Origin of the sequence: Micrococcus lylae, assembly GCF_900163825.1 — a bacterium.
GTDB lineage: Bacteria > Actinomycetota > Actinomycetes > Actinomycetales > Micrococcaceae > Micrococcus > Micrococcus lylae.
Genome location: NZ_FUKP01000041.1, coordinates 38085 through 51768, shown reverse-complemented (window position 1 = coordinate 51768; position 13684 = coordinate 38085). Strand labels below are relative to the sequence as shown.

Annotated in this window: 8 protein-coding genes; 3 read left to right on the top strand and 5 right to left on the bottom strand. The window is 70.4% G+C overall.

Features of this window, described 5'->3' with window-relative positions; all coding sequences use genetic code 11:
* Positions 1-50 precede the first annotated feature (50 nt).
* A complete protein-coding gene (locus FM125_RS06110; RefSeq protein ID WP_067190297.1) occupies positions 51-1355 on the top strand; it encodes an MFS transporter in 1305 nt (434 codons plus the stop codon).
* A gap of 178 nt (positions 1356-1533) precedes the next feature.
* Here FM125_RS06110 and wecB read toward each other — a convergent pair whose 3' ends face one another.
* The gene (gene wecB / locus FM125_RS06105) at positions 1534-2700 is read right to left on the bottom strand and encodes a non-hydrolyzing UDP-N-acetylglucosamine 2-epimerase (protein WP_067190299.1); all 1167 of its coding nucleotides are present in this window, start codon (positions 2698-2700) and stop codon (positions 1534-1536) included.
* Between the two features lie 309 nt (positions 2701-3009).
* On the opposite strand from wecB, the gene FM125_RS06100 reads away from it, so the two are divergent.
* Both FM125_RS06100 and FM125_RS06095 read left to right on the top strand, forming a co-directional pair.
* The gene (locus FM125_RS06100) at positions 3010-3930 is read left to right on the top strand and encodes an ABC transporter permease (RefSeq protein ID WP_087133985.1); all 921 of its coding nucleotides are present in this window, start codon (positions 3010-3012) and stop codon (positions 3928-3930) included.
* The gene (locus FM125_RS06095; RefSeq protein ID WP_070639741.1) at positions 3914-4816 is read left to right on the top strand and encodes an ABC transporter ATP-binding protein; all 903 of its coding nucleotides are present in this window, start codon (positions 3914-3916) and stop codon (positions 4814-4816) included. The genes FM125_RS06100 and FM125_RS06095 overlap by 17 nt, the downstream gene beginning before the upstream one ends.
* Before the next feature lie 150 nt (positions 4817-4966).
* Here FM125_RS06095 and FM125_RS06090 read toward each other — a convergent pair whose 3' ends face one another.
* From FM125_RS06090 to FM125_RS06075, 4 genes are all read right to left on the bottom strand, one after another.
* On the bottom strand, positions 4967-9412 hold the full coding sequence (locus FM125_RS06090; RefSeq protein ID WP_087133984.1) for a glycosyltransferase: 4446 nt from the start codon (positions 9410-9412) through the stop codon (positions 4967-4969).
* A gap of 63 nt (positions 9413-9475) precedes the next feature.
* A complete protein-coding gene (gene galE, locus FM125_RS06085) occupies positions 9476-10453 on the bottom strand; it encodes a UDP-glucose 4-epimerase GalE (protein WP_087133983.1) in 978 nt (325 codons plus the stop codon).
* Between the two features lie 101 nt (positions 10454-10554).
* On the bottom strand, positions 10555-11796 hold the full coding sequence (gene wecC / locus FM125_RS06080; protein WP_067188737.1) for a UDP-N-acetyl-D-mannosamine dehydrogenase: 1242 nt from the start codon (positions 11794-11796) through the stop codon (positions 10555-10557).
* Positions 11797-11872: 76 nt separating this feature from the next.
* Positions 11873-13672 carry a glycosyltransferase family 4 protein gene (locus FM125_RS06075; RefSeq protein WP_180525401.1) on the bottom strand — a complete coding sequence of 600 codons (1800 nt, stop codon included), beginning with the start codon at positions 13670-13672 and terminating at the stop codon, positions 11873-11875.
* Positions 13673-13684: the final 12 nt, after the last annotated feature.

Here is a 13684-nt window from a genome sequence, read left to right as displayed (position 1 = left end):
CTTCCAGTCTGTCACAGACCCCGTTGCCGCTCCGTGAGACAATCCGCCCTATGGCCACCCGACGATCTGACGCGACCCGCATCCCCCTCCCCCGTGAGATCAAGGTCATGGTGGCCGCCGCGTTCACGATCGCCATCGGCTTCGGCCTCATCGCTCCCCTGCTGCCGGCCTACGCCCACTCCTTCAACGCCTCTGCGATGGCCGTGGCATCCGTCGTGTCCGCGTTCGGCGTCACGCGTCTGCTCTTCGCCCCGGTGTCCGGACGGCTGACGAACCGGCTCGGCGAGACGCCCGTGTACATGACCGGCGTGCTGATCGTGGCCCTGTCCATGTTCCTCACGGCCTTCGCCCAGGACTTCACCCAGCTCATCGTCTTCCGTGCCCTCGGCGGGATCGGCTCCACCCTCTTCACCGTCTCCGCGATGGCGTTCCTGGCCCGCAAGTCCCCGCCCACCATCCGCGGCCGTGTCTCCGGCGCCTACGCCTCCGCCTTCCTCGTCGGGAACATCGTCGGCCCGATCGTCGGCTCGGCGCTGTCCGTGTTCGGCTTCCGCATCCCGTTCCTCATCTACGGCACCGCTCTGGTCTGCGCCGCGGCGCTGGTGTTCTTCCAGCTCAAGGACACCCGCCGCGCCGACCGCCGCGTGCAGGACTCCCGACCGCCGATGCCGCTGAAGGAGGCCCTCGCACTGCCCTCCTACCGGGCCGCGCTCGTCTCCTTCTTCTCCAACGGCTGGGCCACCTTCGGCGTCCGCAACTCCGTGATGCCGCTCTACGCCTCCACCGCGTTCGCCGGCGCAGCCCTGTTCGGGTACGCGGTGGACGGCGCCCTGATGTCCGGCCTCGCCCTGTCCCTGTTCGCCGCGGGGAACGTCACCGCCGTGACGTTCAGCTCACGCCTGTCCGACGTCCACGGACGCAAGCCCCTGATCCTGATCGGTCTGACCACCACCGCGGTCATGACGGGCCTGATCGGCCTCGCCTCCTCCCCCGCGCTGTTCCTCGTCGCCTGTCTGCTGGCCGGCGCGGGCACCGGCACCCTCAACTCCCCGCAGCAGGCGGCGATCGCAGACATGGTCGGCCAGGAGCGCAAGGCCGGCCACGTCATGTCCACGGCCCAGATGTCCGCAGACATGGGCGCGATCATCGGTCCGCTGCTCGCCGGTGCCATGGCGGACATGTGGGGCTGGGACTGGGCCTTCTTCGCCACCGGCGCCGTCCTGGCCATCGGTGCGATCGCCTGGGCCCGCGCCCCGGAGACCAACCTGCCGGTCCGCCCCGGCGGGCCCCGCACGGGCACCCTGCCGGTCATCGTCCCGCCGGAGAAGCCGCGCACCTCGCCCGAGGAGAGCTGAGCGGCACGCAGGCATCGCTGCCGGGCCTGCTGCTTCCCGACGACGGTCCCCCACCCCGTCGCCCGCCTCGCCTGCACCGCCGGCACGTCAGTGCCGGGATCCCGGACACGACGGAGCCCGCCTTCCTGAGCGGAAGGCGGGCTCCGTCGTCGTGGGCCTGCCGGCGGAGGCTGGTGGCTCAGCGCTCCCCGAGGCCGTCGTCGAACTCGGAGTCCCGTTCGCCGACACCCAGCATCTGAGCGATGGCGGAGACGGTGCGGCCGGCGGCCCTGCCGTCGCCGTAGGGGTTCACCGCGTTGGCCATGGCCTTGTAGGCGGCCTCGTCGTGCAGAAGGGTCTGCACCTGCTCGAACACGACGTCCTCGGCGGTGCCGATGAGGCGGACGGTGCCGGCCTCCACCGCCTCCGGGCGCTCGGTGTTCTCCCGCATCACCAGCACCGGCTTGCCGAGGCCCGGGGCCTCCTCCTGGACGCCGCCGGAGTCGGTGAGCACGACGTTCGCCAGGGACAGCATGTGGGTGAACTCGCCGTAGGCCAGCGGCTCGGTGACCACGATGTTCTCCAGGCCCTCGAGGAACGGCAGGACGGCCTCGCGGACCACCGGGTTCTTGTGGGCCGGAAGGACGAAGAGGACCTCCGGGTTCTGCTTCGCCAGGCGGGCCAGGGCACGACCGACGCCGCGCATGGCCTCGCCCTGGTTCTCACGGCGGTGGGTGGTGACCAACACGACCTTGGTGCCCTGCGCCACCTTCTGCTCGACCTCCGCCAGCTGCGGGTCGGTGAACGGGATCTTCTTGTCCACGACCTCCAGGAGGGCGTCGATCACGGTGTTGCCGGTGATGTACACATCGGCCTCGTCCACGGCCTCGCGCAGCAGGTTCGCCTTGGACACACGGGTCGGCGCCAGGTGCAGGGACGCGAGCTGGGAGGTGAGCTTGCGGTTCGCCTCCTCCGGGAACGGGGACATGATGTCGAAGCTGCGCAGGCCTGCCTCGGCATGCACCACCGGGATCTGCAGGTTGAACGCGGCGATCGCGGCGGCGGTGGAGGTGGTGGTGTCGCCCTGGACGACGACCGCGTCCGGCTTCTCCTCCACCAGGATGCGGTCCACGCCCTCGAGGATCTTCGCGAAGATCGAGTTCAGGGTCTGGCGCGGCTGGATGATGTTCAGGTCGTGGGCCGGGACGATGCCGAACAGCTCGTTGACCTGGTCCAGCATCTCGCGGTGCTGGCCGGTGACGGCCACGACGCAGTCGAACTGGTCCGACGCCTCCAGCGCCTTCACGATCGGGGCGACCTTGATGGCCTCCGGACGGGTGCCGTAGATCGGCATGATCTTCTTCACAGTGTTCCTCGCTGTGTGGGAGTCGGCGGTCTCGAGGCCACTGGTTCTCCGGGCACATGTCGCCCGCCCTCGAGTTGCCCCCACCATAGTCCACGGCCCCGGCCGGCACCGGCTCGGCACGCAGGATCGCCGCCGGCACCGCGCGGTCTCCTACACTGGTACAGCGGTCGACGCCGCCTTCCGGCGGCGACGGCGCCGTCGTGCCGTGCCCCGCACGGCGCTGACGACGGCGCGCGACCGTGACACGACCCCCTGGCCGCCACCCGACGTCCATGGGACACACGGTGAGAAAGGCAGGCGCACACACCCATGTCGACACAGCGCCACGACGGGCGACCCGCGTCCCGGACCGACGAGTTCCGCAGCGCCGTCCACGACGCCTACGGCGACGCGTCCCACCTGACCTCGGTCACCGGACGTCCCGGGCTCGGCAGCTACATCCGTCAGCTCTGGCAGCGTCGCCACTTCATCTGGTGGCAGTCCCGCAGCCGTGTGGTGACCAGCAACGACGACAGCCGGCTCGGTGCCTTCTGGCTCATCCTCCGCCCGCTGCTCGACGCCACGTTCTACTGGCTGGTCTTCGGCGTGCTCCTCCAGCTCGACCGCGGCATGTCGAACTACGTCGCCTTCGTCATCATCGGCGTGTTCATGTTCCAGTTCACCGGTGCCGCACTCACCGGCGGCACCCGGACGATCTCCTCGAACATGTCCCTGACACGGGCCTTCCAGTTCCCCCGCATGGCCCTGCCGATCGCGGATCTGCTCTTCGACGTTCTGCAGCGCATGCTCGCCGTGGGCGTGATGTTCGTGCTCGTCTTGGTCATCCCCCCGCACGAGACGCCGGAGTGGACCTGGCTCTTGGTCCCGGTCGTGCTCGCCCTGCACATCCTCATGAACTTCGGCATCATGCTCCTGCTGGCGCGGGCGAGCACCCTGTTCCCGGACGTCAGCCGCTTCATGCAGTTCGTGACCCGCATCCTGATGTACGGCTCCGGCGTGATCTTCCCGATCACCCGCTTCACCGACCGGTACCCGGTGCTCCACGACATCATCGAGATAAATCCCGTGTTCGTCGTCCTCACGATGTACCGCGACCTCATCATCGACGGCGTCATGCCGTCCGCCGCCCACTGGGCCACCCTCGGCGCGTACGCCGTCGGTCTGTCCGTGGTGGGCTTCTTCGTCTTCTGGCTCGGAGAGGAGTCCTACGGCCGTGACCAGTACCGATGACAGGAACGCCGGCGAGTCCGGCCGCGCAGACACCGACGCGTCGGACGACGCACGGCAGTTCGGAGACCTCACCCTCCTGGCCACCGACATCACGCTCGACTACCCGGTGCGCATCGCCCGCGAGGAGAAGACGCGCGGGCTCTTCTCGTCCGCCGGTGAGCGCGGAGTGGTGCACGCCGTCCGCGGCGTCTGCCTGGCTGCGCGCCAGGGCGAGTTCATCGGCCTCGTGGGCCGCAACGGCTCCGGCAAGAGCGCGCTGCTGCGCGTCCTCGCCGGCGTCGAGGCCCCGACCACAGGCGAGGTCTTCGCCGCCTCGAAGCCCCAGCTCATGGGCGTGGGAGCGGCCCTCATGCCGCATCTGACGGGCCTCGACAACATCCGCATCGGCCTGCTCGCCATGGGGCTCACCCCGGACGAGGTCCAGGCCCGGATCGCGCAGGTCGCCGAGCTCGCGGACATCGGTGACTCCATCCGCATGCCCATGCGCACCTACTCCTCCGGCATGCGGGCCCGGCTGCGCTTCTCCATCTCGGTGGCCGCCAAGCCGGACATCATCATGATCGACGAGGCGCTCTCCACCGGCGACGATGCCTTCCGGGAGCGGTCGAACCAGGCCATGAAGGACCTCATCGCACGGTCCGGCACGGGATTCCTGGTGAACCACTCCGCCCCCGTGATCCGGGAGCTCTGCACACGCGTGGTCTGGATGGACAAGGGCGAGATCGTCGAGGACGGGGAGACCATGCGCGTCATGAAGGACTACAGCATGTTCATGAACGCCCTCCGTAAGCACGGCGAGAAGAAGGCCCTCGAGGTCAAGGCGCGCTACGCCTCGACCTTCGAGGAGCGGATCGAGGACATCCGCCGCGGCACCGTGGACACCTGACCGCACGGCCGGCACCGTGGACGCCTGAACCTGACCGCGCGGCCCGCGCCGTCACAACGGGGCCGTCACGACGGAGACGGGGCCCGCCCCGCAGCACGGCTGCGGGGCGGGCCCCTCGTCGTTCGGATCCGCGCGGTGCGCGATCACTCTTCAGCGGCGGCGTCCCTCGACCACCTCGAGGATCTGGGCGCCGATCGTCGCCGGGGCGAAGTGGCTGCGCATGAACTCGCGCACCTCGGCGGACTCCTGCAGGAACCGGTCCCGGTCCGCCGTCAGGCGACGGACCCGGTCCACGGCTTCGGCGGCGTCCTCCACGAGCCACCGCTCTCCGTACACGAACTCGGCGCCCGCCCAGGGCCAGATGATCGGCACACAGCCGGCGGCGCCGCCCTCGGCGATGGCCTGGTGGGTGCCCTCGTGGTCGCTCGTGGAGAGGATGAATCCGGGCTCGGTGCGGTACCACTCGGCGATGTCGGCGCTGTGCCCGCCGAACTCCACGGCGCCCTGGAGCGCCGGAGAGTCCGTCAGGCGGGCATACTGCGCCTCGAAGTACTCGCGCTCGGGCTCACGGTTCATCAGCCACGGGTACTCCATGTACTCCTTGCCCTTGACCACGAGGCGGTAGCCCAGGTCCTCGGCCGTGAGACGCTCCATCACGTCGAGCGCCAGGTCCAGTCGCTTGGACTGCGGCACCGAGCCCACCATGCCCAGCACGTGCGGGTCCGGGTCCGTACGAGGCGCCGCGAAGGCGTCGAAGTCGAAGGTGTTGCCGATGACCACCGAGCGCTCGGCCGGGACACCGAAGGTGATCTGCGCGCGGCGCATGCCGACCGGCGAGACGAAGACGAAGGTGTCCACGGCTTTCAGATCCGCCTCCCGGAGGAAGCGGGTGCGCAGCTCCTGGGCGTGAAGGCGCACGATCAGGCGCTGTCCCTCACGCTTGTTCCGGCTGTACCACTTCACGTTGCCCAGCGCCCACTCGCAGAACACCACGTCGGCCTCGGCGAGGAGACGGCGGCTCTGCTGCTCATCGTGGATGTCGTGGCCGCCCCACTGGTCGACGATGACGCGGTGGCCCGCTCCTTCCAGCACGGCGGTGATCTGCGGGAAGAACTTCAGGTCGTGACCGGCCACCAGCACCGTCAGGGGCTGCGTGGTCTCCTCGCCCACCATGACGGCGCCGGCGACGTCCTGGGACCCGTCGGGCAGGCCGGCAGAGGCCTGCACACCCGATGCACCGGCCGCTGCGGCACCGGCACCGACGGGGCTCGACGCGGTGCCGGAGACGACCGCCGCCGTTCCTCCGGAGGCCTGGGCGGAGCCGTCACGGTCCACCACCCGCTGCCAGGCGAAGACCTGGTCGTCGTCGAGCGCCGGCGGGGAGCCCTGCAGCCACGCCTCGTAGACGTCCTCGGCGAGCAGGACCGTGCCCGGCTCGATGTCCGAGGTCAGCGCAGCGATGCGCACGTGCGGTTCGCCCTTGCCCCAGGAGACCGTGCGGGTGCCGACCGCCTTCCAGTCGCCGAAGCGCAGGGCCAGGGACATGTCCTCGAGCAGGTGGGCCTCCGGAGCGGGGGCACCGGCGCGGTGCACCACGACGTGGCCGATGCCGGCCTCGCGCAGCGCAGCCACGCGTGCCTCACCCTCGGCGTGGACCACCGGGCAGGAGGCCTGGACACCGTCGGTCGAGTCGGTGAGCAGGTACAGGGCCGGACGGACGGTCTGAGCCTCGAAGAGCTGCACGTCCTCGCGCGAGCACTCGACCGCCACGGGGGCCGTCGCCGGGCTCTGCACCCGGAAGCCGGCCACGCGCATCATGTACACCAGACGATGGGCGCAGGTGTGCGCCTCGTACACGTGGCGGAACGCCTTCCACAGGCCCTCGTGGCGCAGCGCCTCGGAGCCCTTCCATGCCTCGAGGTGGCCGTTCGCCTGATCCGGGGTGGTCACGGTCGGCACGGTCCCGGCGAGGGTCTCGTCCACGCCGCGGCCGGCCGAGCTGAGCACGGTCGAGCCGGACGCGGTGATCTCCACGACGCGGCGGGAGAACATGCTCGGGGAGTCCACCACGGAGTTGCCGTTGAGGTGGATCGGGTGGGCCTTGTAGGCCTGGCACATGTCCGGGTAGCTGAGGCTCTGCCGGGCGTACCGGCGGAACCGGTCCGGGAGGCGGTACGGCGAGTTCGGGTCGTTGTGCACCCGCTCGTAGATGGCGAGGCCGAACGGTGCGGACTCGTAGAACAGGAAGTCGAGCCCCTGCTTGCGGGTCGCGTACTTGTCGCCGTAGTAGGTGCCGCCGTAGGCGATGCTCTCGTCCTGCTCTCGCGTGCTCGGCAGGGGGTTGTGCAGCAGCGGCTGCGCGGCGAACGGGGCGGAGGCCACGGTCTTGATCTGGTTGTCCGGCAGGGACTTGTAGTCCACGATCGTCCGCGCGTCCGTGGTGAACACGTAGTCGCAGAGGGAGGCGGTCCGCTTGAAGCGGTTGTAGTGGACCGGGTCCTCCTTGTTCCAGAACATCACCGGGATGCCGTGCTGACGACAGTGCGCGATGAGCTCTGCGATCGGAGCATGGGTCTCGTCGTCGTAGTAGCCGATGATGCCCGTCCAGGCGCCGTCGTTGCCCTGCCAGGCGGACTCGATGAACAGGGCGTCGACGCTGTGCGTCTGGAACTGCTCGTTCCAGTCGTCCGGACGCACGCGCAGGGCGGTCAGCTCCGGGACGAAGGTGTCCGAGGTGAAGACGTCGCCGATGAACGCGACCGTGAAGTCCTTCAGCGGTCGCTCGGCTTCCGCGTCGGCCCCCGCGATGCGGCCGTCGCGCGACAGCGACCCCAGTGCCTCGGCGATGCGGGAGCCCGTGACGGACCAGCTGCGGTTCTCCTTCACCCAACGACGGGCGCGCACGCCCATGGCCCGGGCGGCCTCGCGATCCTCGAGGACCTCGGCGAGACGGTCGACCAGGCTCGCCACGTCGTCCTTGGCGAAGCTCAGTGCGGTCGCCTGGTCCGGCCCGCAGAACACCGTGTGCGGCGAGACGTCCGAGAGGACGACCGCACCGCCGACCGCCATCGCCTCGAGCGGCTTGAGCGGGGAGACGAGCTCGGTCACCGGCAGGGACTTCCGGGCCAGCGGGAAGACGTCGATGCTGGAGAGGTAGGCGGGCATCTTGGCGTTCGGGACACCGCTGACGAAGCGGGTCTGAGCGTCGAGGCCCAGCTCGGAGACGAGGGCCTTGAGGCGGTCCAGGTAGGCGCCGCCGCCCATCACGAGGAAATTGAACCGGATTCCTCGGCCCTTCAGGGTGGCCAGCGCCTCGGCGACGAGGTCGAGGCCCTCGTAGTCGGTCACGCTGCCGGCGAAGCCGACGACCGGCAGGTCCGGCTCGGAGAAGCCGAGGCTGCGCAGCAGGGCTGTGTCCTTGCCCAGCGGCGCGAACGTGTCCGCGTCCACGCAGTTGGGCGCCACGGAGACGAGGTCGCCGTCGACACCGCGGGCGATCAGGTCCTGGCGCATCTCCTCGGTGATGACGACGACGCGGTCGGCGGAGCGTGCGACGAGGTCCTCCATGCGACGGTCGAGGCGGTACTGGTCGGAGTCGGCCCAGCCCTCGCGGACGGAGGCGGCAGAGACCTCCCAGAAGCCGCGCATCTCATAGACGAACGGAATGCCCAGGCGACGGGCGGCGATCAGCGCCGGCAGCGCGGACAGGTAGTTGGAGGCCGCCAGGATGTACTCCGGCTTCTCGATCATGGCCTCGCGCACGTAGGCGTCGGCGGCCACCTGGAAGAAGATGTCGATGTCGCCCTCCCAGGCGGGGATGCCCGGGTTGTGGACGTAGCGGACGTCGTCGATCTCCTCGACGTAGCGGCGCTGCTCTGCCGGGACGCGACGGCCCCCCTGGACGGTCTTCTTGTCCCACGGCTTGCCCGGCATCGGGGCCACGAACACGTCGAGGCCCTGACCGGTCAGCCCCTCCACGACGCCCTTGGTGCGCGAGGTGTAGCCGTTGGTGACGGACACCGGAGACATGCCCACGGCGTACATGACCTTGTTCCGCACGGGGACGTAGTTGTAGCTGCGGTGTCGCTGCGGCAGCTCCACGTCCTCGGAGAGGAAGCGGTGCAGTGAGTCGACGCGCCGGATGTAGCCGAGCTCTGCCTCCTTCAGACCGCTCTTGTCCCGGATCTGGTCCAGCACCTCGCGGGCACCGCTGATGTCGCCCTTCTCCTGGATCAGCTTGCGGGCGAACGGCAGGCCCGCGGCCACGGTGCCCCGCCGCTCGAACGCGGCCCGGAGGGACTCGAGCGACTCCGGGGAGGACAGCCGCGCCGCCGTGCCCTTGGACGCGGGCTTGCGCGCGGCCGACCCCGGCGCGGCGGCGCCTCGGACGCGGGCGAAGCGCGTGATCTTCGCGTTCAGCCGGCGGTGGTACATGATCATGACGAAGACCGCGGCGCACAGCATCCAGAACAGGCCGATGATCAGGACGGTGTGGTCCACGATGAAGGCCAGGACGGTCCCGACCAGCGCGAGGAGCACGAACAGCCCCATCACGAGCTGCTGTCGTCGTGAGAATCGAAGGAACAGCTGGATCATTGATGCGAGTCCTCGGTAGTCAGGGTTCAGGGGGTCGGTGTGCTGCCCGGTGGTGGGTGGCGGTCAGTCGGCCAGCGGAGCGAAGTCCACCACGGAGGCGACGATGTCCTCCCGTGAGTGGCGCGAGGTCCAGCCGAGATCTTCCGCGATGCGCGAGACGTCGGCCGTGAGAGCCCCGGGGTCCCCGGGGCGGCGCGGACACAGGTCGTAGTCCAGCGTGATGCCGGGATAGGAGCGGAACGCCTCGACGATCTCGAGCACGCTGCTGCCCTGTCCGGTGCCGACGTTGTAGGCGAGGGTCCGGGCCGGGGCGTCCCGGGTGACGGCCGGCAGGGCGGCGAGGTGTGCCTCGGCCAGGTCGACCACATGCACATAGTCGCGCACGCAGGTGCCGTCGACCGTGTCGTAGTCCGAGCCGAAGACCGAGAGCCGGTCGCCCCGGGTGATCACGTCTCGGATCGCCGGCATGAGGTTCGTGGTGGTGGTGTCGGCCAGCTGTGCGCTCTCCGCTCCCGCCACGTTGAAGTACCGCAGCGCGACGGCCCGGAGCCCCCAGGCCCGCGCCGCGTTCTCGAGGGACAGCTCGCTGACGAGCTTGGACTGGCCGTACGGGTTGATGGGCGCCGTCGGCGTGTCCTCGTACACGACGGTGGCCTCCGGCTCGCCGTACACGGCCGCGGAGGAGGAGAACACCATGGAGTCCACGTCCGCGGCGCGCATGGCTGTGAGCAGGTTCACCGTGGAGCCGATGTTCGCACGGAAGTACTCCTCCGGCTGCACCACCGAGTCACCGACGACCTTCTTCGCGGCGAAGTGGACGACGACGTCGATCCCCCGGTCCCGCAGCAGCGCCGTGAGCTCGGGGACGGAGCTGTCTCGGGACAGATCGATCTCGTGCAGCGGGACCTCCGCCGGGACCCGGCGTCGCAGACCTGTCGACAGGTCGTCGACGACGGTGATGTCCTCCAGGCCCCGCCGTCGGGCCGCGGAGACGAAGTGGGATCCGATGTAGCCGGCTCCGCCGGTCACCAACAGCCGCATGCCGTCCTCCTCGTTCGCGTCCTCCGTCCCGGTCCGCGGGACGGGCGGGGCGACGGGGCCGCCCGTTCCGGGGGAGCCCGTCGCCCGATGTCATGCAGCGGTCAGCGCCACTGGCCTCGGGTATCGATGACGTGCTTGCCCTCGACCTCGGAGCCGAGGTCGGCGAAGGCATCGTGGTCCACCAGGAGCAGGACGATGTCGGCCTTCTCCACGGCCTCCTCGGCGGAGACGAAGCGGATGTTGGGCTTGCCCTCGAGCTTGACCGGCAGCTCCTCGACGTGCGGCTCGACCACGAGGACCTCGGACCCGGAGAACTGGTCCGCCAGATCGTGGGCGATGTTCAGCGCGGGGGACTCGCGGAGGTCGTCGATGTTCGGCTTGAATGCCAGGCCCAGGGCGGCCACGACCGGAGCGCGGCCGGTCTCCTGCTGCACGTCGAAGGCCGCGGCCTTGACCTGGTCGATCACCCACTGCGGCTTGGCGTCGTTGATCTCGCGGGCCGCGCGGATGATGCGAGCGCTCTGGGGAGCGGCGTCCACGATGAACCACGGGTCAACGGCGATGCAGTGGCCGCCCACGCCCGGGCCGGGCTGCAGGATGTTCACGCGCGGGTGGTGGTTGGCGAGCTCGATGAGCTCCCAGACGTCGATGCCCTGCTCGGAGCAGATCACGGACAGCTCGTTGGCGAAGGCGATGTTCACGTCGCGGAAGGAGTTCTCCACGAGCTTGGCCATCTCCGCGGTCCTGCAGTCGGTGAGCAGGATCTCACCCTTGCAGAAGGTCCGGTAGAGCGCCTCGGTGCGCTGCGCGGCCTCCGGGGTGGATCCGCCGACGATGCGGTCGTTGGTGACGAGCTCGACCATCACGCGGCCCGGGAGCACGCGCTCCGGGCAGTGGGCGAAGTCGAGGCCGGCCTCGCGCAGGTCCGGGCGCTCGGCGTAGATGACCTCGGCCATGTGCTCGGTGGCGCCGGGGGGCGAGGTGGACTCGAGGATGACCAGCTCGTCGCCGGTCAGCTGCGGGGCCAGACCGCGGGCGGCGGCCTCGATGTAGCTCAGGTCCGGGACGTGGTCGCCCTTGAAGGGGGTCGGCACGGCGACGATGTAGGCATCGGCCTTCGGAGTCTCCTTGGAGGCGGAGAGCATGTCCTTGTCCACGGCGCGCTTGACGAAGTCGGCCAGGTCCGGCTCGACGAAGGGCACTCGACCCTCGTTGACGGCGTCGACGGTGCGGTCGCTGACGTCGACGCCGTGCACCTTCACGCCGTTCTCGGCGAGGATGGCGGCGGTCGGCAGGCCGATGTAGCCGAGCCCGATGACGGCAACGCTCTGGATCTCAGACATCCGTGGTGTTCCTCTTCCTGTCTATGGGAGTCACGCGACCCCGATCGCTGCGCCTGGGCGCACGACGTGTCAGGGGTCACCGGCCAGTATACGGTTCGGCCCTGTCCCCGGCGGCATGCCCGGATGTGATCTCCGCGTACATCTGGACGTAGCGGCGGGCGTTCGCGGCCCAGGTCCGCTCCGCCAGCACCCACTCGCGCGCGTCTGCGCCCAGTGCGCGCCGCCGGGCACCCTCCGTGAGGACCGCGTCGAGGGCCTCCGCCCAGGCCTCGGGGTCCTCGGCGGGGACGAGGACGCCGGTCTCCCCGTCCCGCACGATCTCCCTGAGCGCAGGCAGGTCGGAGACCAGGACTGCGCGCGCGGACGCCATGGCCTCCAGAGGCTTCATCGGTGTGACCGAGCGGGTCACGGTGGTGTCCTTTCGGGGGACGCAGAACACGTCCAGGGCACGGTGACAGGTCGGGGCAAGACTGCGGTCCACGCGGCCGATCAGGTCGACGCGGTCGCCGATCCCCAGCTCATCGGCCAGGCGCCGCAGCCCCGGCAGCGCCGTGCCGTCTCCGGCGACGAGCAGGCGGAGGCGGGGACGGGAGGCGGTCAGCAGGGCGACGGCACGCACGAGGTCGTCGAGCCCCTCGTAGGGGACCACCGAGCTGACCGTCCCCACGTACTCCGCGTCCGGGTCCAGGCCCAGGCTGCGTCGCGCCTGCGCGGCGTCTCCGGACGGGTCGAGGAAGGCCCCGCCCACGGCGTTCGGGCTCAGCACGATGCGGTCGGGGTCGACACCGTCGGCGGCGACCCGGGCCCGCATGGTCTCGGCCAGGGTCACGACCGCGTCCGCGGAGCGGACGGCGTCGGCCTCGCGGGCGGTGAAGAGCCGGTACCGCTCCGAGGACAGCGCGGCGGTCCCCCGGGTGGAGGCCCAGGTGTCGGCGAGCTGGCCGCGCACCTCGTAGACCCAGGGGATCCCCACGGCCTCCGCGACGGCACGGACGACGACGGCATTGACCCAGTGGGTGGTCGTGTGCAGGACGGCGGGACGCCGTTCCAGCACGAGGGCCAGGAGCTCCTCAGCGTTCTGCTGCAGGCGTCGGTCGAAGCCCGGCAGGAGCCTCGGCGCCAGCAGACGGTGGTAGCGGATCCCGTCGACCTCGTCCCGGTCGGCCGCCTGGAGCACGCCGGTCTGGACCGGCCACCCGAGTCTCGTGACGGCCTCGGGGTCCCACCCGCAGTCACGCACGGCCAGCATCAGGCTGTGGGACCGCTGTGCATAGCCGGAACCGGTGTGCGGCAGGGAGTTGGTGAGCACGAACAGCACCCGGTCCGCGACCGGTCGGTACGGCGCGCCCGGGGGCTGCAGGGTCGGGATCCACCCCTCCATCGCCCGCAGCTCCGAGCCGAGCCGCTCGCGGACTGCCCTCTCGCGCGCAGAACCGCCCAGGACGGCCACGGCCTGCCGCATCCGGCCGTGATACCAGTGCGAACGGGCACGGGCCGCCGCCCATCCGGGCGTGGCGGAGGATGTCGTCGCGAGGATCTGCTCGGCCCTGTCGGGGCGGTCGGCGGCGAGGAGGACGTCGGCCAGGCGCACCCGGGTCACCGGGTCCGCGCCGTGCGTGCGGGGGCTGCGCAGGACCTGGTCGACCAGCTCTTCGAGCTCTTCTGTCCGCCCCCCGGCGGCGAGGGCGACGGCGGCGGGCACCGGCAGGCTCGCGGAGCAGCCGGCTCCCCAGGCCCCCAGGCGCATCCGCACGGCGGGCGGGAGGCGGCGCGAGATCTGCAGGGCGAGGACGACCGGATCGTCGCGGACGTGGTCCACGGCGGTCGTCGCGGCCAGCAGTGCGTTGGAGGCGAGGCGTCGCACGGACGGGGACATGGGGCTCCTCGG